Raw genomic sequence first — 23,290 nt, 5'->3', positions numbered from 1 at the left:
TTGTTGTTCTTCTTGGCGGCGGGGGCGGAGGCGGACTTCTTGGTGGCCATGGTGCAGGGTCAATCACAGAGGGTGCGAATGCTATCATCCGACCCCGTCGAAGCGCCCCTGAAAGGCGCTTTTCTTTAGCCAAATCAAGGGCTTACGTCCGAGCTACATGCGGCTGAATTCGATCAAGCTGGCCGGCTTCAAATCCTTCGCTGAACCCACGACCTTCCAGTTGCCCGGGCAACTCGTCGGCGTCGTCGGCCCCAACGGCTGCGGCAAGTCCAACATCATGGACGCGGTGCGCTGGGTGCTGGGCGAGAGCAAGGCGAGCGAGCTGCGTGGCGAGTCCATGCAGGACGTCATCTTCAATGGCTCGGGCAACCGCAAGCCGGCGGGGCGTTCCAGCGTCGAGCTGGTGTTCGACAACCAATCCGCGCGCGCCGGCGGCCCCTGGAACCAGTTCACCGAGATCGCCGTCAAGCGCGTGCTGACGCGCGACGGCACGAGCTCCTACTTCATCAACAACCAGCCGGTGCGTCGCCGCGACGTGCAGGACGTCTTCCTCGGCACGGGCCTGGGGCCGCGGGCCTACGCCATCATTGGCCAGGGCACCATCTCGCGCATCATCGAGAGCAAGCCCGAAGAGCTGCGCCTGTTCCTGGAAGAAGCGGCCGGCGTCTCCAAGTACAAGGAACGCCGCCGCGAGACCGAGAACCGCCTCAAAGACACGCGCGAGAACCTGACCCGTGTCGACGACATCCTGCGCGAACTCAACAGCAACCTCGAGAAGCTGGAGCGCCAGGCCGAGGTGGCGGCCAGCTATCGCAGCCTGCAGGACAGCGGCACGCTGAAGCTGCACCAGCTCTGGTGGCTGAAGCTGCGCGACGCGGGCAGCGAGGCGGCCCGCGTGAAGACGGCGCACGCCGAGGCCCTGAACGCGCTGGAGTCCCGCACCGCCGAGCTGCGCGCCGTCGAGGCCACGCTGGAGGAAGTGCGCCAGCAGCATTACGCCGCCGGCGATGAGCTGCACGCCAGCCAGGGCCGCTTTGCCGACGCCCAGCTGGAAGTGAGCCGGCTGGAAGAGCGCATCCGTTTCGTCGTCGAGAGCCGCAACCGGGCTCAGCAGCGCCTGGCCGAGCTGCACGCCCAGGACGGCCAGTGGCGTGAGCGCGTCGAGCAGTCCACCGCCGAGCTGGAGGGCATTGCCGAGCAGATCGCCGGTGCCGACGAGCAGAGCGAGATCCTCGCCGCCCAGGCCGAGGAGCAGCAGGGCCAGCTGCCCGTGGCCGAGGACGCCCTGCGCGCCGCCCAGGCCCGCGCCAACGAGCAGCGCACGCTGGTCGCCCAGGTCCAGCAGCAGATCCAGGTGCTGGCGGCCGAAAGCCGCAGCGTGGACGAGCAGGCGAGGGCGCTGCGCCAGCGCGAGGACAAGCTGACGGCCGAGTCCCGCGCCCTCGGTGCGCCCGACCACGAGGCACTGGAAGACTTGAAGGCCCGCAGCGCCGCGGCCGACGAGGCCCGTGACCTGTCCGACGCCCGCCTGCACGAGCTGGCCGAGCAGTTGCCCCAGCTGGAAGAGCAGCGCCGCAACGCCCAGCAGGACACCAACGCCCAGCTCGCCCGACAGTCCGAACTGACGGCCCGCCTGGAGGCCCTGAAGGCCCTGCAGGAAAAGGTGCAGACCGAGGGCAAGCTCAAGCCCTGGCTGGCCAAGCATGGCCTCGACGGCCTGCAAGGCCTGTGGACCAAGCTGCACATCGCCCAGGGCTGGGAGAACGCGCTGGAGTCCGCGCTGCGCGAGCGCATGGGCGCCTTGAGCGTGGGCCGCCTGGACACCGTGCGGGCTTTCGAGGCCGATGCGCCGCCGGCCCGGCTGGCCTTCTATTCGACGCCACCCGGCGCGATTGCGAACACGCATGAGACCCTGCCCAAGCTCAGCGAGCTGCTGCGCCTGGACGACGCCGGCCTGTCCGCGCTGCTGAACGACTGGCTGGAAGGCGTCTACACCGCGCCGACGCTGGACGAGGCGCTGGCCGCCCGCGGCAGGCTGACGCATGGTGAGCTGATCCTGACGCCGGCCGGCCACGCCGTCGGCCAGTTCTCGGTGACCTTCTATGCGCCCGACTCCGAGCAGGCGGGGCTGCTGGCCCGCGCCCAGGAGATCGAGCAGCTGACGACGGCCCAGCGCGCCCAGAACCTGATCGCCGACGAAGCCCGCCTCACTCTCTCTCGCGTCGAGCATCAGTTCAACGACGCCAATGGCCGACTGACGACGCTGCGCCGCGAGGCCAGCGAGGCCCAGACCCGCGCCCACCAGCTCCATGTCGAGCTGCTGCGCCTGTCCCAACAGGCCGAGGCCAGCCAGCAGCGCCGCAGCGCCCTGGACGCCGAGCTGGCCGAGATCGCCGCCCAGCAGGAAGGCCTGCAGGAGCGCCGCGCCGTCGGCGAGGCCCGCTTCGAGGAGCTGGACATCCAGCTCGGCGACGCCCAGCAGCGCCATGCCGAGCTGGATGACGGCGTCATCGCCGCCGAGCGCAAGCTGGCCGATGCCCGCGAGCAGCTGCGCAGCCTGGAGCGCCGCTCGCAGGAGGCGCGCTTTGCCACCCAGACGCTGGCGGCCCGCCGCGGCGAGCTGCAGCGCGGCATCGAGACGGCCCAGGCCCAGATCGGCCAGGTGGCCACGTCCGCCGCCAGCCTGCAGGCCGAGCTGGACACGCTGAACGACGCCGCCGCGCAGGCCGGCCTGCAGGATGCCCTGGCCCTCAAGGTCGAGCGCGAGCAGGCCCTGGCCGCCGTCCGCGCGAACTACGACGACCTGTCCTTGCGCCTGCGCAAGGCCGACGAGCAGCGCATGACCTTCGAGCGCAGCCTGGACCCGCTGCGCGAGGCCATCACCAAGCTGCAGCTGGAAGAACAGGCCGCCCAGCTCGGCGGCGCCCAATACCGCGAGCAGCTGGAAGCCGCCGAAGTCGACCTCGAGGCGCTGGCCAGGACCATCGAGGAAGGCGGCGTCAAGCTCTACGGCCTGCAGGGCGAGATCGACCGCATCAACCGCGAGATCGCCGCACTCGGTGCCGTCAACCTGGCGGCCCTGGACGAGCTGACGGCGGCCCGCGAGCGCAAGACCTTCCTCGACGCCCAGTGCACCGACCTGAACTCGGCCATCAAGACGCTGGAGGATGCGATCCACAAGATCGACCTCGAGACGCGCGACCTGCTGGGCTCGACCTTCAACCAGGTCAACGACCATTTCGGCCGCATGTTTCCCGAGCTCTTCGGCGGTGGCCAGGCCAAGCTGGTCATGACGGGCGACGAGATCCTGGACGCCGGCGTGCAGGTGCTGGCCCAGCCGCCGGGCAAGAAGAACAGCACCATCCACCTGCTGTCGGGCGGCGAGAAGGCGCTGACCGCCATCGCCCTGGTGTTCGCCATCTTCCAGCTCAACCCGGCGCCTTTCTGCCTGCTGGACGAGGTGGACGCGCCGCTGGACGACGCCAATACCGAGCGTTATGCGCGGCTGGTCACCAAGATGAGCGCCGGCACGCAATTCCTCTTCATCTCGCACAACAAGATCGCGATGGAAATGGCTGAACAACTGATCGGCGTCACCATGCAGGAGCAGGGCGTGTCGCGCATCGTGGCCGTCGACATGGACAAGGCCCTGGCCATGGCTGAAGCAGCATGAGCGCCGCGCCGGGCCGCCCCAAGCAAGCTCGCTCCCGCTTGGCGGGACAGGCCGCAGGCCGAAGGGTGCACCAATGAGCATCACGCTGACCCAACTCCTGGCCATGACCGGCGGCGTGGTGCTGGCTGGCGTCATCGCCCACGGCGCCTGGCAGGCGCGCAAGGCCGGCCCGAAGCGCGCCGTGCCGCCGATGGAAGAACCTTCCTTCGACGCGCCGCCTGCCATGCCGACCGAGGGCGCTGCCGAAGCTGAGTCCCTGGAGGTGACGCTCCCTGCTGTGGCCCGCCCCTTGCGCCGCCAGTCGGCCCGGATCGACGCCCTGATCGATGCCATCGCCGCCATCACCGTCGAGGGACCTGTCTCCGGCGAGATGGCCCTGCAGCACCAGCCCGGCAGCCGCCGCGCCGGTACCAAGCCGCTGCAGATCGAAGGCCTGAACACCGAGACCGGCGACTGGGAGCTGCCCGCACCCGGCCAGCGCTACAGCGAGTTCCAGGCCGGCCTGAAGATGGCCAACCGCAGCGGCGCCGTCAACGAGATCGAGTATTCGGAGTTCGTGCAGAAGATCCAGGCCTTTGCCGATGGCATCGGCGGCTTTGTGCAGTTCCCCGACATGCTGGACGTCGTCGCCCGCGCCCGCGAGCTGGACCAGTTCGCTGCCAGCCACGACGCCCAGCTGGCCCTGCTGCTGCGCGCCAAGGCCGCCGCCTGGACGCCCGGCTTTGTGCAGCAGGCCGCGGGCCGCCACGGCTTTGTCGCCGGCGCCTTGCCGGGGCGCCTGGTGCTGCCTTCGGGCGAGGAGGGGGCGCCGCCGGTGCTAACCCTGCAATTCGACGCCCAGGCAGCCCTGGCCGAGGACCCCGAGGCCTTGTCGCTGCGCGAGCTGACCCTGGCCCTGGACGTGCCGCAGACGGCGGCCGAGCAGGAGCCCTTTGCCCTCTGGCAGGAATCGGCCCGCTCCCTGTCCCGCGACCTGGAGGCCGAGGTCTGCGACGACCGCGGCCAGGTGCTGGGCCTGCATGCCTTCGCGGCCATTGACGTCGAGCTGAAGAAGCTCTACGAGGCCCTGGCCGAGCGCGATCTGGCAGCCGGCTCGCCTGCGGCGCGACGGCTGTTCAGCTGATGGCGTGACATTGGCCGCGCAAACGGCGTGGTCGGACTGACCGCTGCAAAGCCTAAGCTCCTAAAGTCGGCGCGTTCCACGGCTCCACCAGCCTGATGCGCAGCGACGGCTTTCCCCCCTTCTTTGGTCCCGTCCTTTTCCCGGCCATCCGGTTGTGGCTGGTGGGCGGGCTGTTGCTGCTGGCGCTGCTCGTCCGGCCTTGCCTTGCCGCCCCGGCACTCGCCCAGCAGATCGAAGCCATCGAAGCCAGCCATGGCAGCGAGCCACCCGAGGTGGTGGCGCGCCTGCGGCCGCTGGAGGCCCAGGCCCGCGCCCTGGGCGGCGACAACCTGCGCGTCTTTCTCGCCGCCTGGGGCTATGCCCACGGCCTGATGGACCAGTTCACCGTCGTCGACGCGGCGACAGCCGAGCTCATCGACCTGGGCGAGCGTGAAGGCAATGCCGCCGCCATGGCCTCGGCCTATGCGCTGCGCGCAACCATGCTGCAGCTGTCAGGCCGCCTGAGCGCCGCCTATGGCTGGATGAACGAGGCCCTGCCCTGGGTCGAGAAGACCCAGGACGAGCCGCTGCGCTACTGGGTGTTCATGACGGCGGGCAATATCAGCCTGGCGACGGGACATCTGCAGGAGGGCCTGCGCGCCTACGCGGCGGCGAGCCGCTCGGCGCTGGCCCAGTCCAATCCGCGGCGCGGCGCGCAGGCGCACAGCGCGCTGGCACCCATACGCCTGGCCCTGCATGACATCGACGGCGCCCGCGCCGACGCCCAGCAGGCCTTCCGCCTGGCCGAGGCCGCGGGCAGCAAGCCCCTGCAGCTCGCGGCCAAGCTGATCGAGTCCCTGGCCGAGGAAGAGGCCGGCCGGCCCATGGCAAGGGATAGGGCCCAGCAGCTGGCGCGCCGGCTGGCAGCCAGCATCGAGCCCGCGCTGGCCGCGAGTGCCGCCGCCGTGAACCCCGCCACCAGGGGAGCGACCTGGTTCAACACGCAAGCGGAGATCGTGCAGGAGCTCGCCGACCTGCATCTGAGCGCGCGCAACTTCGTGGCCGCCCTGAGCTATGCCGAGCGGGCGCTGAAGCTGGCCCGCCAGGAGGGCGGCGACGAGGATGCCGTGGCCGTGGCCACCATCAGCGCGGGGCTGGCGCGGCTGGGCCTGCGCCAGAAGGCGGCTGGAGAGCAGCTGGTGGGCCAGGGCCTGGCGGCGCTGGAGAAGCAGGGCCGCAAGGTGCGCCTGCTGGAGCAGTTGAACCGCCATGCCGACCTGCTGGAAGCCCTGGGCGATGTGGCGGGGGCGGTGCGCCAGTCGCGCAAGGCGCTGGCCCTCGAGGCCGAACTGGTGCGCAGCGACCGCGTCAGCACGGTGCTGGAGCTGCAGCGGCGCTCCAGCTTCGAGCAGAACCAGCGCGCCCTGGAGGGCCTCAAGCATGACAACGAGCTGCAGGCCAGCCAGCTTGAGCGCCACCGCAGCGAGAGGCGGCTGACGCTGGGCCTGGCCCTGGCCATGCTCGTCGTCGTGCTGCTGACGGTGGCCCTGTATCGCCGCGCCCGCAAGGCCAACCGCACGCTGCAGGCCCACAACGCCGAGCTGGCCCATGTCGGCCTGCACGACCGCGTGACGGGCCTGCCCAACCGGCGTGCGCTGGAGCAGCGGGCCAAGGAGCTCAGCAGTGAGAGCTTCACTGGCCTGGGCATCGCCATCAACCGCTTCAGTCGCATCATGGGCAGCCTGGGCCATGCCGCTGGCGACGATCTGCTGTGCCAGGTGGCGGGTCGGCTGAAGTCCGTCGTCGAGGCGGCCGGCGGCCGTCTTTACCGCATGGACGGCCTGTCCTTCGGCGCCATCGTGCCCGCCCTGGGGGACGATGCCGCCTTGCGCGGCCTGCTGGACCAGTTGCTGCAGGTCATGCAGCCGGTTTTCGAGGTGCAACGCCAGCAACTCGCCGTGACGCTGAGCATTGGCGCGGCCGAATACCCGCGCGACGGCGCCCAGACCGCCGACATCGCCAAGGCCATCCAATTGGCCATGCGCCAGGCCCAGGGCCAGCCCGGCAACAGCGCCGTTGTTTTCACCCAAGGCCTGCTGGACCACCAGCAGGACCGGCTGCAACTGGAGGCGCGCCTGTCGCAGGCCCTGGAGCGCGGCGAACTCGAACTCTTCTACCAGGCGCAGTGCGATCTGCGCACGCGCAAGCTCTCGGGCTTCGAGGCCCTGCTGCGCTGGCGCAGCCCCGAAGGCCTGATCCCGCCGGACCGCTTCATCCCGCTGGCCGAGGAATCCGGCCTCATCGTGCCCATCGGCCGCTGGGTGCTGCTGCAGGCCTGCCGCCAGGCCAAGGCCTGGCATGACAGCGGCTTGGGCAGACCCATCGTGGCCGTCAACATCTCGCCGCGGCAGTTCCAGCATCCTGAGTTCATGGCCACGGTGCACGACGCACTGGACAGCACCGGCATGAACCCGCGCTTCATCGAGCTGGAGATCACCGAGGGCGCCATGATGGACGACGCGGAGTCCACCATCGCCAAGATGGCGGAGTTGCGGGCACTCGGCCTGCATCTGGCCATCGACGACTTCGGCACGGGCTATTCCAGCCTGGCTTACCTGAAGCGTTTTCCCATCAACCGCCTGAAGATCGACCGCGCCTTCGTGCGCGACCTCGGCCATCACGAGGGCGGGGCGGCCATCGTGCAGGCCATGATCCAGCTGTCGCACAGCTTGGGACTGACGGTCGTGGCCGAGGGCGTCGAGGATGCCAGCCAGGAAGCCTGCCTGCGCGGCTGGCAATGCGATGTGATGCAGGGCTTTGGCTATGCGCGCCCGGTGCCGGTGGCCGACGCGACGGCCTTCATGGCGGGGCAGTGCGGCCGCGGGGCCGAAAGCGCGGCATAAACTGCCCATCTGTCCAGATCCCGGTATCGGCGTTTGACCACCAGCCTGCTGCTGATTGCCCTCCTCATCGCCGCCAGCGCCTTCTTCTCGATGGCCGAGCTGTCGCTGGCCGCATCACGCCGCTTGAACCTGCAGCAGCGCGCCGATGGCGGCGACGCCCGCGCCGCCAAGGTGCTGGCCGTGCAGGAGCACCCGGGCGACTACTTCACCGTCGTGCAGATCGGCGTCAACACCGTCGCCATCCTGGCCGGCATCGTCGGCGAGGGCGCCTTCACGCCTCATTTCGACGCCGCCTTGAGCCTCGTCATGTCCGCCGAAGCCGCGGCGACGCTGGGCTTCGCCGCCTCTTTCATCAGCATCACGGCCCTCTTCATCGTCCTGGCCGACCTGGTGCCCAAGCGCCTGTCCATGAACGAGCCCGAGCGCGTGGCCATGACCCTGGTCGGGCCCATGCTGCTGCTGTGCAAGGTGCTGAAGCCCCTGGCCTGGTTCTTCAGCGGCATCACCGAAGGCCTGATCCGCATCCTCGGCCTGCCGGCCAAGCGCGACGAGACCATCAGCTATCGCGACATCCTGGCCCTGACCGAGGCCGGCTACCAGGCCGGCGTCGTCGCCGACGAGGAGCAGCAGGTCATCGCCAATGTCTTCGAGCTGGACACGCGCACCGTCGAGACGGTGATGACCAACCGCGAGCGCATCGTCTTCTTCTCGCGCGACGACGACGACGTGCTGATCCGCAACCGCATCGCCGATGCACCGCATTCGACCTATCTGGTCTGCGCCGGCGAGGTCGACGAGGTGGTCGGCTATGTGGACGCGACCGATTTGTTCCAGCGCGTGCTGCGCGACGAGGCGATCTCGCTGCGCGAGCCGGCCGCCATCGTCAAGAAGGTGCTCATCGTGCCGGACCGGCTGACCCTGTCCGAGATGCTGACCCAGTTCCGCGAGGCCCACGAGGACTTTGCCGTCGTCGTCAACGAGTACAGCCGCGTCGTCGGCGTCGTGACGCTGAACGACGTCATGAGCACCGTCATGGGCGCCCTGGTGGCGCCGCATGACGAGGAGCAGATCGTGCGCCGCGAGGACGGCTCCTTCCTGGCCGACGGCATCACGCCCATCCCCGATATCGAGCGTTCGCTGGGCATCGAGAGCTGGCCCCATGCCGGCACCTACGACACCCTGGCCGGCTTCCTGATGGTCATGCTGCGCCGCATCCCGCGGCGCACCGACGTCGTCGAATGGGAGGGCTGGCGCTTCGAGGTGGTCGACGTGGACAGCTACCGCGTCGACCAGGTCATGATCACCTCGGTGGCGCCTGCCGCTAGAACTTGAAGTTGCCGTCCGCGCGGGACTGAGAGCCGCTGGCGCAGCTGGTGAACTCGCGGTTGCCACTGCCGGTGGCCTGGTTGCTTTCCCAGACGGCCGTCGAGCCGTTCCACTTCACATATTTGTACTGGACGGCCGTGCCGGCCGGCAGGCTGACGGTGCCCGTCCACGGCACGTTGGCGCCCGAGCCCTGGATGGTCAGCGCAAAGCCCGAGCCCGGTGCCCAGGCGCCCAGGCCGCTCACATTGCCGACGACGCGCAGGTTCTGGCCGACCACCGTGTTGGCATTGGCGATGGTGAAGGTCACCGCGCAGCTGCTGCCACCGCCGCCACTGGTCTTCTGTCCCGTGTAGATGGCCACGGCCGGCGTGGGGCTGCCGCTGTTGGCCGGCACGGTGATGCTGGCGTTGCCGCTGGCGTCCACCGTCACCGAGTCGGCCGTGCAGCCGCTGCCCGCCGCGTTCTTGGTGCCGTTGATGACATTGCAGTAGGTGCCGGCGGGCAGGCCGGTGGCGAAGGTGCGCGTCCAGGCGCTGCCGCTGTTGTTCAGCGCCACGAAGCCGACATTGCCGCGGCTGAAGGCGACCTGGTTGCCGTTGTTGCCGACGATCCAGTTCTGCTGGGCCTGGCCGATGCTGGCGTTGCGAAAGGCCACCATATTGGCCAGCGGCGTCCAGCGGTGGGCGAAGTCCCAGACCACGTTGATCTGCGGCACGCCGCCGCTGTAGGGGCTGGTGCTGGGCCGGTCGGCGCCGGTGTCGGTGAACTTGAAGCCGGAATAGAGCTGGGCCTCGCCATAGCCCTGGGCCAGCATGAAGACATGGGCCAGGGTGTAGCGCTGGCCACCCGCGTCGGCGCCGCCGTTGTTGTCGATGTTCAGCGAGCCGCCGTTGCGCTCGGTATCCCAGTTGGTGACGAAGATGGTGGCGTTCTGCGGCTGGATGAAGCCCCAGCTGCCGCCCCAGTTGCCCCAGGTGCCCATGACGCTGGGGATGCTGGCGAGGTTGAGGCCGTTGTTGTTGCGGAAGACGTCGCGCATCGCCGACGTGAACTGGAACTCGTTCAAGGTGCCAACCGGGAAATAGCTGGGCCGGTCCACCTCGCCGTCGTTGATGATCTCCTGCGTGACCCAGATGGGCTCACCCTGCAGATTGGTCGGGTAGGCGGCCTTGACCGCATTCATGATGGACGTCCAGGCGCTGGCCGGCATGTGCTTGGAGGCATCGATGCGAAAGCCATCCACGCCCATGGCCAGCAAGGCCTTCAGGTAGTTGACGATCTGGCCCTGCACATAGCTGTTCTCGGTCGCCAGGTCGGGCAGGCCGCCGAGGCGGCAGTTCTGGACGTTCCAGCGGCCCGACGGCGAGTTGTAGTCGCTGTCGTTGATGTTGCAGTTGGCGTGGAAGTCGTTGGCGCTGAAGAAGGGGTAGCTCAGCGTCGCGGCGTTCCAGGTCGAGCCGTCGGTGGCCGTGCCGCTGCCGTCGGCCATCTGGTTGACGACGATGTCGGCATACACCCGCACCCCGGCCGTGTGGCAGGTGTTGATCATGGTCTGCAGCTGGCTCGGCGTGCCCATGCGGCTGGTCAGGTTGGTGTAGTTGACCGGCTGATAGACGCCCCACCAGCCGCCCGCGTTCTTGGACGCGCCGGGCGGCGAGATCTGCACGCCGCCGAAGCCCTTGGGCCCCAGCCATTGGGTGCATTCGGTGGCGATGTCCGGCCAGCTCCACTCGAACATCTGCACCGAGGTCGAGTTCGGGTTCAGCGCGAAGGCAGGGGAGGTGGCGCCGGCCGTCAGGGCCAGCGTCAGGGCGAGGGCGAGCCGGCGGCTCGGGTGCGGCAGCTTGAACATGTTGTCTCCGGTTTGGATCGACCGCCGCCCTCGTTGCGGGGCGGCTGGTTTCGGCCAATCGACAACAAGCCATGGCCGCCTTTCCCGGTCTGGGAAAGTGCGGCAACTCTAGACAGTCAAAACTTCTGCAGACGTAGGAAAACTACTTAACTGCTCAAAAATCCCCTAGAACCGCGAAAACTCAGTTGTTTCTCGATGTAGTTGGGTTACGCATTGGCGATTTTCTGGCTTTAGCCGCGCTGCAGGCGAAAGCGTGAAACGACCTCCGCCAGCGTTGCCGCCTGGCCCTTGAGAGCCTCGGATGCGGCCGCCGATTCCTCCACGAGGGCGGCGTTCTGCTGGGTCATGCTGTCGAGCTGATTCACCGCGGTGTTGACCTCGCCCAGGCTCTGCGTCTGGGTCTGCACACCGGTGCTGATCTCGCCAATGATCTGCGTCACGCGGCCGACGGCGGCCACCACTTCGCGAATCGTTTCACCCGCCTGCGCCACCTGGCGCGAGCCGGCCTCGACCTGCTCGACCGAGCCCGAGATCAGCGTCTTGATCTCGCGCGCCGCCTGGGCACTGCGCTGGGCCAGCGTGCGCACCTCCGCTGCAACGACTGCGAAACCACGGCCCTGCTCGCCGGCCCGCGCTGCCTCGACGGCGGCGTTCAAGGCCAGGATATTGGTCTGGAAGGCGATGCCGTCGATGACGCCGATGATGTCTGCGATCTTGTTGGACGACTGCTGGATGCCTTCCATGGTGCGGATGACTTCGCCGACGGCCACGCCGCTGCGCTCGGCCACGCCGGAGGCGCCATTGGCCATTTGGTTGGCCTCGCCGGCCGCACGGGCATTGGCGTGGGCGCTCTCGGTGATCTGCTGCATGGCCGCCGCCGTCTCTTCCAGGCTGGCTGCGGCCTGCTCGGTGCGCGAGGACAGGTCCAGGCTGCCGGCCGATACCTCGCCGCTGGCGTGGGCGATGGCATCCGCGCTGGCCCTGACGGTGCTGACCGACTCGTGCAAGGCGTCGCGCATGCGGGACAGGCCGCGCAGCAGATCGCCCAGCTCGTCGCGGGACTGGCTGCCGACCTCGGCTGTCAGGTCGCCGCCGGCGATCTGCTCGGCCGCCGACGCCGCGCGGCGCAGGGGCTGGGTGACCGAGTGGGTCAGGCGCCAGGCCACGCCGGCACCGATGGCCATGGCGATGGTCACCATGGACCAGATGCCCCACAGCACGGCGCGATAGCTGTCGATGGCGTCGGCGCGCGCCTGCTTGGCGCCGGCGGCATTGATCTCGATGAGCTTGCGCACGGCTTCCGACGCGGCGGCGAACTGCTTGCGCGAATCGCCGCGCAACAGCTTGAGGCCGTCATCGGCCTGGCCGCCGAGGAAGAACTCGACCAGGCGCGGCTGGCTGCCCTGGTAGGCCGACAGGGCAGCCTTGAAAGCCTCGAATTGACTCGCCTCCTCACCAGCGCTGAGGCTTTCGGCATAGCCCTTGAGCAGCGGCGGCATGGCCTGCCATTGCTTGGCCAGGCGGTCCTGCTCGTTCTTCATGAACTCCGGTGTGCCGCCCAGGGCCAGTTGCAGCTCGGAGCGCCGCATCAGGTTCAGCGCCTCGCTCATGCCGGCCAGCTGCTGGGTGCTGATCACCCAGTTGTCGGACAGATCGAGCACGTTGTCCTGCACGCGGGCGACGCGGTTGCTGGCAAAGCCGCCCATCAGCAGCATCAGGGCCAGCAGCAGACCAAAGCCCAACGCCATGCGTGGGCCCACACGTAGATTCGACAGCATCTTGATCTCTCCCTGCGGCCCGGACGTGGGCCGGTGCGGCCATGATGGCATCGGCGCCGGCAGGGCACAACGGCCGGTTGGCTAGGCGCGACGTCGGCCCGCCATTTCCTCGCCCATGGCGGCCAGAGCGTGAGCCTCGAGGCCGGCACTCGCCGAGGGGAAGGCCTGCGATTCCTCGGCCGCCATGTGTCTGGCATAGAGATCCGCATAGGCCTGGCAGGCTGTGGCGTCCAGATGCGCTGGACGGCCTTCTGCAAGCTCCAGCAAGACCGGCCTGAGGGTTGCCCAGGTCCGGTTCATGGCCGCATGCTCGGCCTGCAACCGATCCGCCAGCGCCACTTCGCCGGCCGCGCGCAGCCTGGGCAGCACGTGGCGCTCCTCATCCTCATGGTGGGCGGGTCCGGCGATGTCGAAATAGCGCAGCACGTCGGTGGCCGCGCCGCGGGCCTGCGCGTCGGCGCCGTAGCGCGCGACGTGAGCCTGCAGGCGCAGCAGCAGATCCAGGCTGCGCCGCACCCGCTCGTGGCAGGCGGCCAGCATCTCGAAGGGCTCGTCAAAGCCGACCGCCGGGCCGGCATGCAGGAGGTCGACGCGGGAGCTCATGCGGAGCATTGTCCGGCCGCGACAAAATGCCCCCATGACCGCCAAGCCCGCCGAACGCGCCGCCGAGTTGCGCGCCCAGCTCAACCACCACGCCCACCTCTACTACGTGCTGGACCAGCCGGCCCTGCCGGACGCCGAGTACGACAAGCTTTTCCAGGAGCTGCAGGCCATCGAGGCCGCCCATCCCGAGCTGCTGACACCGGACTCGCCGACCCAGCGCGTCATCGGCGCCGTGCTGCCGGGCCTGACGCCGGTGCACCATGTCGTGCCCATGCTGTCGATCACGACCGAGACCGACACGACCGAGGGCGGCGCCATCGCCTTCGACGCCCGCGTGCGCCGCGAGCTCGGGTTGAAGGAGGGCGACGCCCCCATCGACTACAACGCCGAGCTCAAGTTCGACGGTCTGGCCATCAATCTGCGCTACGAGGCCGGCGTGCTGGTGCAGGCCGCCACGCGTGGCGACGGCGAGACCGGCGAGGACGTCACGCACAACGTGCGCACCATCGGGCAGATTCCGCTGCGCTTGAAGGGCGAGGTCCCGGCGGTGCTGGAAGTGCGCGGCGAGGTGTATATGCGCCGCGACGCCTTCGAGGCGCTGAACGAGCGCCAGCGCAGCAAGGGCGGCAAGACCTTCGTCAATCCGCGCAACACGGCAGCCGGCGCCATCCGGCAGCTCGACTCGCGCCAGGCCCGTGACAAGCCGTTGAGCTTCTATGCCTATGGGCTGGGCGAGGTGCAGGGCTGGGACCTGCCGACGACGCAATCGGGGCTGCTGGACGCGCTGGCCGCTTTCGGCATACCGGTGAACGATCTGCGCACGGTGGCAAGCGGCACGGCCGGCCTGGTCGCCTTCCACCAGCGCGTGGCCGAGGCGCGCGACGGCCTGCCTTTCGACATCGACGGCGTCGTCTACAAGGTCAACTCGCGCGAGCTGCAGGCGAGGCTGGGTTTCAAGACCCGCGAGCCGCGCTGGGCCGTCGCCCACAAATATCCGGCCCAGGAGCAGGTGACGACGCTGCTGGCCATCGACGTGCAGGTGGGTCGCACCGGCAAGCTGACGCCGGTGGCGCGGCTGGAGCCGGTCTTCGTCGGCGGCACGACGGTGTCCAACGCGACCCTGCACAACGTCTTCGAGATGCGCCGCAAGGGCGTGCGCGTCGGCGACAAGGTCATCATCCGCCGAGCCGGCGACGTCATCCCCGAGGTCGTCGGCCGCGTGCCGGGCGAGCGGCCGAGCTACGTGCCCAACTTCCACATGCCGCGCGCCTGCCCCATCTGCAAGAGCGAGGCGGCACGTGAGAAAGGCAGCATCGAATACCGCTGCACCGGCGGCGTCTTCTGCCCGGCCCAGCGCAAGCAGGCCATGCTGCACTTCGCCGGCCGCCGCGCCATGGACATCGAGGGCCTGGGCGACAAGCTGGTCGAGCAGCTCGTCGATGCCGGCATCGTGCTGAGCCTGCCGGGCCTTTACAAGCTCGGCGTCGCCAAGCTCGCGGCCCTGGACCGCATGGCCGAGAAGAGCGCTCAGAACATCGTCGATGCGCTGGAGAAGAGCAAGACGCCGACGCTGGCGCGCTTCCTGTTCTCGCTGGGCATCCGCCAGGTCGGCGAGACGACGGCCAAGGACCTGGCGCGGCATTTCGGCACCCTGGACAAGCTGATGAATGCCAGCGTCGAGCAGTTGCTGGAGGTGCCCGATGTCGGCCCCATCGTCGCGGCCAGCATCCACACCTTCTTCGCCCAGCCGCACAACCGCGAGGTGGTCGAGCAATTGCTGGCGGCCGGCGTGAGCCCGAAGGAAAGCGAAGGCCAGGGCGATGACCGGCCGCGGCCACTGCTTGGCAAGACCCTGGTGCTGACCGGCACGCTGCCGACGCTGAGCCGCGACGAGGCCCAGGCCTTGATTGAAGAGGCGGGCGGCAAGGTCAGCGGTTCGGTGTCCAAGAAGACGAACTACGTCATCGCGGGCGAGGAGGCGGGCAGCAAGCTGGAGAAGGCCAGGACGCTGGGCGTGACGGTGCTGGACGAGGAGGGGCTGCGGGCCCTGCTGGTGGGCTAGGCGGGTGCGGGGCGTGACGGCTTGTGGCGGTTTTTTACAAGACCTCCAACTGGCTGCTGCAGACACTGGGTTCCATCGATTCACCCCACCTGGAGCCCACCATGACCGCTGCCATCCGCCCCTTCCGCATCGAGATCCCGCAAGCCGCCGTCGACGACCTGAGGCAGCGCCTGCGCCGGACGCGTTGGCCGCAGACTTTCACCGAGGACTGGAGCCGCGGCCAGCCGGTGGCCTTCATCCGCGAACTGGCCGATCAATGGCTGAATGCCCATGACTGGCGCCAGCACGAGGCCGAGCTGAACCGCCACCCGCAGTTCACGACCGACATCGACGGCCAGACCATCCACTTCCTGCATGTGCGCTCGCCCGAGCCGCACGCCTTGCCGCTGCTGCTGACGCATGGCTGGCCCAGCACAGTGGCCGAGTTCCTCGACGTCATCGGCCCGCTGAGCGATCCGCGCGCCCACGGCCTCGACCCCGCGCAGGCCTTCCATCTCGTCATTCCGTCGCTGCCGGGCTTTGCCTTCTCGTCACCGCTGGCGGGACCGGGCTGGGACGCGGCGCGCACGGCGGCCGCCTGGGACAGGCTGATGAAACGTCTGGGCTATGAGCGCTACGGCGCCCAGGGCGGCGACGTGGGTGCCCTGGTCACGCGCGAGCTCGGCATCCTGAACCCGCAGGGCCTGGTTGGCGTGCACCTGCAGCAGATCTTCGCCTTCCCCAGCGGCGCACCGGGCGAGATGGAGAAGCTGTCGCCCTTCGAGCAGGCCGGCCTGGCCAGCCTGGAGCGTTTCCAGAAACACAACGGCTATGTCGAGATCCAGTCCAAGCGGCCGGCGACCTTGGGTTTCGGGCTGGTCGATTCACCCGTTGGCCTGCTGGCGTGGAATGCCGAACTCTTCTTCGGCTTCGAAGGCGAGGCGGCCGACAGCATGGACCGTGAGCGCTTCCTGACGCATGTGTCGCTCTACTGGTTCACTGCCACGGGCGGACAGGCCGCCGAGTCCTATTACGAGAACGCCCAGACCGGTGCCGGCTACCGGGAGCTGCCCAACGCAGCGCCGACTGCAGTAGCGTCCTTTCCCAACGATTTCCGCTCCGTGCGCGCCTTCGCCGAGCGTTCGCACAGCAACATCGTGCAGTGGACCGAAATGCCGGAGGGTGGCCACTTTGCCGCGACTGACGCGCCGCAGTTGCTGGTCGACGACATCCGCCGCTTCTTTGCCCGCCTGGGTTGACGATTAGCATGGGCGGATGCCCGCCGACATCCGCCGCGAGACGCGCGAAGCCGACTCCCCGTCGGCCGCGCGCTTCATCGCTCGCATCGAGCAGGTCGAATACACGGCCGCGGCGGTGGAGGTGGCCCGGCCCGATGGCACCTGGGACCTGGTGTTCCGCCAGACCCGCCATGGCCTGATGGTGTTGCAGACCGGCCAGACCGATCGCGTCGTGCAGCTGCCCGGGGAGGCCGGCGACCGCTACTTCAACATCGCCTTCCGGCCCGAGGTCTATATGCCGCGCCGGCCCGGCGCCCGCATGACCAATCTGGGCCACGTGCATGAACTGGCCGGGCAGCGCGGCTGCCTCATCGACGGCGAGAAGCTGGAGCTGCCGAGATTCGACAACGCCGAGCGCTTCGTCATGGCCCTGGCGAGCCGCGGCCTGATCGAAGTCGACCGCCATGTGCTGCGCGCCGGCCAGTCTGGCTGGCAAGGCGTGGACGACCGCAGCCTGCAGCGCCACAGCGCCCATGTGACGGGGCTCAGCCCCAAGAAGCTGCAGCAGATCATCCGCGCCGATGCCGCCGCCAAGCTGTTGCAGCAGGGGCTGCGGCCGGCGGACGTGGCGGCCGAGCTGGGCTACAGCGATCAGGCCCATCTGACGAATTCGCTGCGCCGCATCCTGGACGTGACGCCCGGCCGGCTCTTGCCTGGTTAGAGCTTGCGTGCCGGCGTCGCGTCCGGCCCCAGCACGCCCTTCACATGGGCCCATTCGGGCACGGTCTCGAACAGGTGGTCGATGAAGGCGCGCGTCTTGGCCGGCATCAGGCGCCGGCCGGCCGTCAGCAGCGTCACCGGCAGCGGTTCATAGCTCCATTCAGGCAGCACCGGCACCAGGGTGCCAGCCTCCACATCGCTGGCCACCATGCCGAAGGGGAAGCTGCCGATGCCACCGCCGGCCCGCGTCAGTGACAGCACCAGGCCGATGGAATTGGCCTCCAGGGGGCCGCGCATCTGCACTTCGGCCGTCTGCTTGCCGTTCAGCAGCGTGCGGTACATGCCCTTGGCCTGGCTGAGCACGACGAAGTCATGCTCGGCCAGCTCGGCCGGCGTCAGCGGGGCAGGGCGGGCCTGCAGGTAGACGGGGCTGGCATAGAGGCCGCGCTCCAGCAGCATGTAGCGGCGGGCGACGAGGTCGGGTTCGTCCACGGGCCCCATGCGCACGGCCACGTCATAGGGTTCGTTGAAAAGGTCGACGCGGCGCGGCGTCGTGTCCACCTCCAGCTCCACCTTGGGGTAGCGCCGCACGAAGCGCGCGAAGCTGTCCGCCAGCACCAGCATGGCGAACTCGGCCGGCACCGACACCCGCAGCCGGCCGGTCGGCGTGGCGTCGCGCGAGGCCAGCCATTCGCGCGTCTCGGTGATGTCCTCCTCATGCCGGGAGGCGCGCTCGGCGAGCTGCTCGCCCAGCTCGGTCAGCGTCAGCCGGCTGGCGCCCGGCACGAAGAGGCGGGCCCCCACCGAGCTCTCCAGCGCGGTGAGGCGGCGGCTCAGGGTGGCCTTGGGCAGGTCAAGCTGGCGGGAGGCCTCGGACAGGGATCCGGCCTTGTGAACCTGGGCCAGCAACAGCAGGTCGTCGATCTTCATGGGTGGGTTTATCTCTTTTTATTTCGTTTCGTTTCCGGAACGGTGAGTTTGAGTTTTGTGGCTATTCGCCATAAATGGAACTCTCTACAGTCGCGGCCATCATGTCAACCGCGCGACTCCTCCAGCCCCAAAGGCACCGCATCGGTGCCGGCTTCCAGGCCGATGGCCTGCGCGAGCCGCTGGCCCTGCTCGACCCCTTCATCATGGTCGACCACTTCCGCATGAGCGAGTCGGTGTTCGCGCCGCATCCCCATGCCGGCTTCTCGGCGGTGACCTATCTCTTCGACGACTCGGCCACCGGCCTCATCAGCCGCGACTCCCTGGGCGGCGAGCACGCCATCCCGCCCGGCGGACTGCATTGGACCCTGGCTGGCCGCGGCGTCATGCACGACGAATACCCGGCCGAAGCCGGCCGCGAGGCCCATGGCCTGCAAATCTTCGTGAACCTACCGGCGGACCAGAAGCTGCGCGCGCCCAGCGTCATGCGCTTGGGCCCCGAGCAGATGCCGCGCCGCGCCAGCGAGGGCTGGCAGGCGGTGCAGGTCTTCGGCGGCGACAGCGGCCTGGATCTGCCCTGGTCGACCTCCCTGGTCCTCGTCGACATCGAAGCCGGCGCGGCCTTTGATCTGGTGCTGCCCGAGGGCGAGCAGGGTTTTGCCTTCGTCATCCAGGGCAGCGGCCGTACCGAAGCGCTGCCGCTGGCGGCCGGCCGGGCCCTCAGCCTGCCCGTGTCCGGCAGCGCCCGCATCGAGGCCGACGAGGCCCTGCGCCTGGCCTGCTTCTGCGGCCGGCCCCTGCATGAACCCGTGGTGCGCCACGGCCCCTTCGTCATGAGCGACGAAGGCCAGGTCGTGGCCGCCCTGCAGCGATTCCAGTCCGGCGGCATGGGCCGCCTCAGCCCAAGAACAACCCCAAGCAACAACAAGGAAGTCCTGTCGTGAACGCACCACAAGAAAACGCCGTCGCCCCCAAGCCCACCAAGAGCGGCCCGCCCGTGCCCCTGCTCATCGTCGGCGCCATCCTGCTGATTGGCGGCATCGGCCTGGGTGGCCGCATGTGGTGGCGCAGCCAGCACCTGGTGGAGACGGAGAACGCCTTCGTCGCCGGCCGCATCCATCCGGTCGCGACCCGCGTGGCCGGCGTCGTCACCGAGATGCGCATGCAGGACAACGCCGTGGTGAAGGCCGGCGACGTGCTGCTACGCCTGGACCCGGCCGACGCCGCCGTGCAGATCGAGCGCCTGAAGGCCCAGATCGCCCAGGCCGACGCGACCATCGCCACCAGCGCCGCCCAGATCGCCCAGGCCAAGGCGCAAGCGGCGGTGACGGGATCGCAGGTGACGCAAGCGGAAGCCGTGCTGGCCCGCACTGAACTGGAGGCCAAGCGCAGCCAGGCCCTGTTCGGCGCCGAACTGCGCGCCACCTCCAAGCAGGAGCTGGACGCCGCCCTGGCCGCGCGCGACGTGGCCCGCGCCGACCTTGCTGCCCGCAAGGCCAGCGCCAACGCCGCCAAGGAAGCCGTCGTCGCTGCCGAGAGCGCTCGCCAGTCGGCCAATGCGCAGAAGGGCGCCACCCAGGCCCAGCTGAAGGATGCGCAGAACCAGCTCGGCTATGTCGAACTGAAAGCCTCCAGCGACGGCCGCATCGGCAAGCGCACGGTCGAGGTCGGCCAGCGCGTCCAGCCGGGCCAGCAGCTGGCCGCCATCGTCGAGCCCGAGACCTGGATCGTCGCCAACTTCAAGGAAACCCAGCTGGCCCGGATGAAGCCGGGCCAGAAGGTGCACGTCAAGGTCGACGCCTTCCCGGGCAAGGATCTGCTCGCCCACGTCGACAGCTTCGCCCCCGCCTCGGGTGCCAGCTTCGCGCTGCTGCCGCCGGACAACGCGACCGGCAACTTCACCAAGATCGTCCAGCGCGTGCCGGTCAAGGTCGTCTTCGAGCCCGAAAGCCTGAAGGCCCTCGGCGAGCAGGCCAACCGCATCGTGCCGGGCCTGTCGGTGCAGGTGGAAGTTGAACTGAGCGAGTAATTCGCCATGGGCAACGAAAACTACCTCCCGCCGCCGCCCGACCAGAAGGTCAGCGGCCGCACCTGGATCGCCGTGCTGGCCAGCCTGCTGGGCGCCTTCATGGCGGTGCTGGACATCGCCATCACCAACTCCTCGCTGCGGGACATCCTCGGCGCGCTGTCGGCCACGCAGGAAGAGGGCAGCTGGATCTCCAGCGCCTACCTCGTCGCCGAGATCGTCGTCATCCCGCTCGCCGGCTTCCTGGCGATGGTGTTCTCGACGCGCCGCTACCTGGTCATCAATGTCGCGCTGTTCCTGCTCTTCAGCACGCTGTGCGGCATGGCCTGGAGTCTGGAGTCCATGATCGCCTTCCGTGCGGCCCAGGGTTTCACCGGCGGCGTCATGATCCCGATGGCGATGACGCTGGTCACGCGCAAGCTGCCGCTGAACAAGCGGCCCATCGGCCTCGCCCTGTTCGGCATGACGGCGACGCTGGCGCCGACCCTCGGTCCGACCGTCGGCGGCTACCTGACCGAGCTCTACGGCTGGCCCAGCATCTTCTACATCAACTGGGTGCCCGGCGTGCTGCTGATGCTGGGCGTCAGCTACGGCCTGGACAAGGAACCCATGCAGCTCAAGCTGCTGCGCGAGGTGGACTGGTGGGGCGTTGCCTTCATGGCTATCGGCCTGGGCTCACTGACCGCGATGCTGGAAGAGGGCAATGCCAAGGACTGGTTCCAGAGTCCCTTCATCATCACGGCGGCCGTGCTGGCCATCGGCGGCATCTATGGTTGGGCCTGGCGCGGCCTGACGCGCAAGAACACCTTCATCGACCTGCACATCCTCGGCCGCCCGAGCTTCCTGATCGCCGGCATCATCGCCTTCACGACCGGCATGGGCCTCTACGGTTCGGCCTTCATCCTGCCGCTGTATCTCGGCCAGATCGCCAGCTACACGCCGATGCAGATCGGCCTGGTCATCATGTGGATGGGCCTGCCCCAGCTCTTCATCATGCCCTTCGCGGCCAAGCTGTCCACCAAGCTGGACAACCGCGTGATGATGAGCCTGGGCCTGGCGCTGTTCGCGTTGTCCTGCTTCATGAACACCCACATGAGCGCCGACACAGCCGGCCCCGAGCTGCTGGCTGCGCAGATCGTGCGCGCCCTGGGCCAGCCGCTGATCATGATCACGCTGACCAACTTCGCGGTGAACGGCATCCCGCCGAACCTGCTGCCGAGCGCCTCGGGCATGTTCAACATGATGCGCAACCTCGGCGGCTCGGTCGGCATCGCCACGCTGGCCACGCTGCTGACCAACCGCGAGCATCTGCACAGCGCCCGCGTCGGCGAGTCCGTCAGCCTCTATGACCCGGCCACGCAGGCCCGCCTGGACACGCTGGCGCAGAACTTCGCGTCCAAGGGCTTCGACCTCGCCACCGCCCAGGACATGGCCATGAAGGCCCTGGACAACGTCGTGCGCCGCGACAGCTTCGTCATGGCCTACAACGACGCCTTCCTCATCCTCGGCATCGCGCTGCTCGCCTGCGTCGCCATCGTCTGGATGAGCAAGAAGGTGATGGGCGGCGCTGCCTCCGCCGAAGCCGCCCACTGAATTCGGGAGAACAAGATGTTCCAACTCAAGACCGTCCTCACCCTTGTCGCCACCGCGGCCCTGGCCGCCTGCACGACGCTGGGCCCCAACTACCAGGCGCCCGCCGCCAACGCCCCGGTCGCCTATCGCGCGGCTGCTCCCGCGGCCGGCGCCGAGCTGCAGCGCGACTGGTGGCTGATGTTTGGCGACGCCCAGCTCAATGCGCTGGAAGCGCAAGCCCTGCAGGCCAGCCCGACGCTCGCCGCCGCCGCGGCGCGCATCGAGCGTGCCCGTGCCGTCTTCGGCGCGACCAAGGCCGACCAACTGCCGCGTGTGGACGTCGGCGCCAATGCCGGCGGCCTGCGCACCTCGGCCAAGGCCACGACGACGCCGGTGCTGCAAGGCCACCCCGTCGTCTTCGAAGGCGAGACCTTCGGCCTGTCGGCCAGCATCGGCTGGGAAATCGACCTCTGGGGCCGCGTGAAGCGCCAGAACGAAGCCGCCCAGGCCCAGCTCGATGCCTCCACGCTGGATGCCGCTGCCGCCCGCGTCGCGCTGACGGCCGACGTCGCTGCCGCCTACTGGCAATGGCGTGCCCTGGCCGACGAGGCCGCGGCCCTGCAGCGCCTGCGCGACAGCCGCGCCAAGGCCTTCCAGGTCGCCCAGACGCGCTTCGACGCGGGCTCGTCGACGACCCAGGACTTGGAGCGCGTGCGCGCCGAACTCGCCGCAGCGGACGCCGACGTCGCAGACCTGCCGCGCCGCCAGGCCCTGGTGATGAACCAGATCGCCGCGCTGACCGGCCAGGCCGCCGCCGAGCTCAAACTGCAGGCGACGTACTCGCTGCCGGCCCCGCCGCAGATCCGCGCCGGCCTGCCGTCGGAGCTGCTGCAGCGCCGCCCCGACCTGGCCCAGAGCCTGGCCCAGCTGCATGCCGCGACGGCCCAGGTCGGCATCGCCGAAGCGGCCTTCTACCCGTCCATCCGGCTGACCGGCAGCTTCGGCTATTCCAGCGAAGACCTGGGCTCGCTGATCTCGGCGCCGGCACGTCTGTACAACATCGGCCCCAGCATCTCGCTGCCCCTCTTCGAAGGCGGCCGCAACAAGGCCAACCTCGCGGGCACCAAGGCCTCGGTCGACGAGTCGCTCGCGGCCTTCCGCGGTCGCATGCTGCAGGCCTTGCGCGAGGTCGACGACGCTCTGGCTGAACTGCAAGGCCGTGCCACCGTGGTGGAGGCCCAGAACCGCACGCTGGCCTCCAGCGGCCAGGCTCTGAGCGTCGCCAAGAGCCGCTACGACAAGGGCGCCGTCAGCTATCTGGACGTCACCGAAGCCGAGCGCACGCCGCTGGCGACGGAACGCGCCCTGGCCCAGTTGCGCGGGGCGCAGTGGGCGGCGACGGCGCAGCTGGTCAAGGCGCTGGGCGGTGGCTGGGGCGCCAAGGTCGAAGCACAGGGCGGTTGACGGATTGGCGCGCAGCCGACGGTTTTATTGCCGTCGGCCCGCTGCTGAACTTGGGTGATAGTGGG

The 23,290-nt window shown here is 69.0% G+C and carries 15 protein-coding genes; 11 read left to right on the top strand and 4 right to left on the bottom strand.

What is annotated here, in order from left to right; genetic code table 11:
• The first annotated feature begins 157 nt into the window (after positions 1 to 157).
• From smc to paeA, 4 genes are all read left to right on the top strand, one after another.
• Positions 158 to 3,673: a chromosome segregation protein SMC gene (gene smc, locus J2X20_RS00840; protein WP_310259452.1), complete on the top strand. Its 3,516-nt coding sequence runs from the start codon at positions 158 to 160 to the stop codon at positions 3,671 to 3,673.
• Positions 3,674 to 3,746: 73 nt separating this feature from the next.
• The gene (locus J2X20_RS00835) at positions 3,747 to 4,796 is read left to right on the top strand and encodes a cell division protein FtsZ (RefSeq protein WP_310259449.1); all 1,050 of its coding nucleotides are present in this window, start codon (positions 3,747 to 3,749) and stop codon (positions 4,794 to 4,796) included.
• Between the two features lie 95 nt (positions 4,797 to 4,891).
• Positions 4,892 to 7,678 carry a putative bifunctional diguanylate cyclase/phosphodiesterase gene (locus J2X20_RS00830; protein ID WP_310259446.1) on the top strand — a complete coding sequence of 929 codons (2,787 nt, stop codon included), beginning with the start codon at positions 4,892 to 4,894 and terminating at the stop codon, positions 7,676 to 7,678.
• Positions 7,679 to 7,711: 33 nt separating this feature from the next.
• Positions 7,712 to 9,010, top strand: coding sequence for a polyamine export protein PaeA (paeA, locus tag J2X20_RS00825; RefSeq protein ID WP_310259443.1), 1,299 nt, complete (start codon positions 7,712 to 7,714; stop codon positions 9,008 to 9,010).
• On the opposite strand, the gene J2X20_RS00820 is transcribed toward paeA, so the two are convergent.
• From J2X20_RS00820 to J2X20_RS00810, 3 genes are all read right to left on the bottom strand, one after another.
• Entirely contained in the window at positions 9,000 to 10,856 is a 1,857-nt protein-coding gene (locus J2X20_RS00820) for a carbohydrate-binding module family 20 domain-containing protein (RefSeq protein WP_310259441.1), read from the bottom strand. The genes paeA and J2X20_RS00820 overlap by 11 nt on opposite strands.
• Positions 10,857 to 11,086: 230 nt before the next feature.
• On the bottom strand, positions 11,087 to 12,634 hold the full coding sequence (locus tag J2X20_RS00815) for a methyl-accepting chemotaxis protein (RefSeq protein ID WP_310259438.1): 1,548 nt from the start codon (positions 12,632 to 12,634) through the stop codon (positions 11,087 to 11,089).
• An 81-nt stretch (positions 12,635 to 12,715) separates the two neighbouring features.
• A complete protein-coding gene (locus J2X20_RS00810; RefSeq protein ID WP_310259434.1) occupies positions 12,716 to 13,237 on the bottom strand; it encodes a hemerythrin domain-containing protein in 522 nt (173 codons plus the stop codon).
• Positions 13,238 to 13,271: 34 nt separating this feature from the next.
• Here J2X20_RS00810 and ligA point away from each other — a divergent pair, with 34 nt between their 5' ends.
• The 3 genes from ligA to J2X20_RS00795 all read left to right on the top strand — a co-directional run bounded on the left by ligA (position 13,272) and on the right by J2X20_RS00795 (position 17,237).
• Complete coding sequence (ligA, locus tag J2X20_RS00805; protein WP_310259431.1) at positions 13,272 to 15,299, top strand: NAD-dependent DNA ligase LigA; 2,028 nt, start codon at positions 13,272 to 13,274, stop codon at positions 15,297 to 15,299.
• Between the two features lie 101 nt (positions 15,300 to 15,400).
• Complete coding sequence (locus J2X20_RS00800) at positions 15,401 to 16,537, top strand: epoxide hydrolase family protein (protein ID WP_310259428.1); 1,137 nt, start codon at positions 15,401 to 15,403, stop codon at positions 16,535 to 16,537.
• Between the two features lie 16 nt (positions 16,538 to 16,553).
• Positions 16,554 to 17,237, top strand: coding sequence for a helix-turn-helix domain-containing protein (locus tag J2X20_RS00795; RefSeq protein WP_310259425.1), 684 nt, complete (start codon positions 16,554 to 16,556; stop codon positions 17,235 to 17,237).
• Here the strand turns inward: J2X20_RS00795 and J2X20_RS00790 are convergent.
• Positions 17,234 to 18,166: a LysR family transcriptional regulator gene (locus J2X20_RS00790; protein WP_310259422.1), complete on the bottom strand. Its 933-nt coding sequence runs from the start codon at positions 18,164 to 18,166 to the stop codon at positions 17,234 to 17,236. The two genes, J2X20_RS00795 and J2X20_RS00790, sit on opposite strands and share 4 nt — an antisense overlap.
• 101 nt (positions 18,167 to 18,267) lie before the next feature.
• Between J2X20_RS00790 and J2X20_RS00785 the strand changes: the two genes are divergently transcribed.
• From J2X20_RS00785 to J2X20_RS00770, 4 genes are read left to right on the top strand one after another with little or no spacing between them, the layout of a single operon-like run.
• A complete protein-coding gene (locus J2X20_RS00785; RefSeq protein WP_310259420.1) occupies positions 18,268 to 19,107 on the top strand; it encodes a pirin family protein in 840 nt (279 codons plus the stop codon).
• A complete protein-coding gene (locus J2X20_RS00780) occupies positions 19,104 to 20,192 on the top strand; it encodes an HlyD family secretion protein (RefSeq protein ID WP_310259418.1) in 1,089 nt (362 codons plus the stop codon). Before J2X20_RS00785 ends, J2X20_RS00780 begins: the two co-directional genes overlap by 4 nt.
• A gap of 6 nt (positions 20,193 to 20,198) precedes the next feature.
• Positions 20,199 to 21,782 carry a DHA2 family efflux MFS transporter permease subunit gene (locus J2X20_RS00775; RefSeq protein WP_310259415.1) on the top strand — a complete coding sequence of 528 codons (1,584 nt, stop codon included), beginning with the start codon at positions 20,199 to 20,201 and terminating at the stop codon, positions 21,780 to 21,782.
• Between the two features lie 15 nt (positions 21,783 to 21,797).
• Positions 21,798 to 23,225, top strand: coding sequence for an efflux transporter outer membrane subunit (locus J2X20_RS00770; protein ID WP_310259412.1), 1,428 nt, complete (start codon positions 21,798 to 21,800; stop codon positions 23,223 to 23,225).
• The last annotated feature ends 65 nt before the right edge of the window (positions 23,226 to 23,290 follow it).

It is taken from the genome of Roseateles saccharophilus, assembly GCF_031458095.1.
GTDB classification, from domain to species: Bacteria; Pseudomonadota; Gammaproteobacteria; order Burkholderiales; family Burkholderiaceae_C; genus Pelomonas; species Pelomonas saccharophila_A.
Note: the sequence above shows the minus strand (reverse complement) of the source record. Positions and strands in the feature narration are given on the sequence as shown.

Coding starts and splice junctions, on each gene's coding strand:
- J2X20_RS00830 (WP_310259446.1), top strand. CDS start 4,892: ATGCGCAGCGACGGCTTTCCCCCCTTCTTTGGTCCCGTCCTTTTCCCG.
- J2X20_RS00790 (WP_310259422.1), bottom strand. CDS start 18,166: ATGAAGATCGACGACCTGCTGTTGCTGGCCCAGGTTCACAAGGCCGGA.
- J2X20_RS00800 (WP_310259428.1), top strand. CDS start 15,401: ATGACCGCTGCCATCCGCCCCTTCCGCATCGAGATCCCGCAAGCCGCC.
- J2X20_RS00820 (WP_310259441.1), bottom strand. CDS start 10,856: ATGTTCAAGCTGCCGCACCCGAGCCGCCGGCTCGCCCTCGCCCTGACG.
- J2X20_RS00775 (WP_310259415.1), top strand. CDS start 20,199: ATGGGCAACGAAAACTACCTCCCGCCGCCGCCCGACCAGAAGGTCAGC.
- J2X20_RS00835 (WP_310259449.1), top strand. CDS start 3,747: ATGAGCATCACGCTGACCCAACTCCTGGCCATGACCGGCGGCGTGGTG.
- smc (WP_310259452.1), top strand. CDS start 158: ATGCGGCTGAATTCGATCAAGCTGGCCGGCTTCAAATCCTTCGCTGAA.
- J2X20_RS00795 (WP_310259425.1), top strand. CDS start 16,554: ATGCCCGCCGACATCCGCCGCGAGACGCGCGAAGCCGACTCCCCGTCG.
- J2X20_RS00785 (WP_310259420.1), top strand. CDS start 18,268: ATGTCAACCGCGCGACTCCTCCAGCCCCAAAGGCACCGCATCGGTGCC.
- J2X20_RS00815 (WP_310259438.1), bottom strand. CDS start 12,634: ATGCTGTCGAATCTACGTGTGGGCCCACGCATGGCGTTGGGCTTTGGT.
- J2X20_RS00770 (WP_310259412.1), top strand. CDS start 21,798: ATGTTCCAACTCAAGACCGTCCTCACCCTTGTCGCCACCGCGGCCCTG.
- J2X20_RS00810 (WP_310259434.1), bottom strand. CDS start 13,237: ATGAGCTCCCGCGTCGACCTCCTGCATGCCGGCCCGGCGGTCGGCTTT.
- ligA (WP_310259431.1), top strand. CDS start 13,272: ATGACCGCCAAGCCCGCCGAACGCGCCGCCGAGTTGCGCGCCCAGCTC.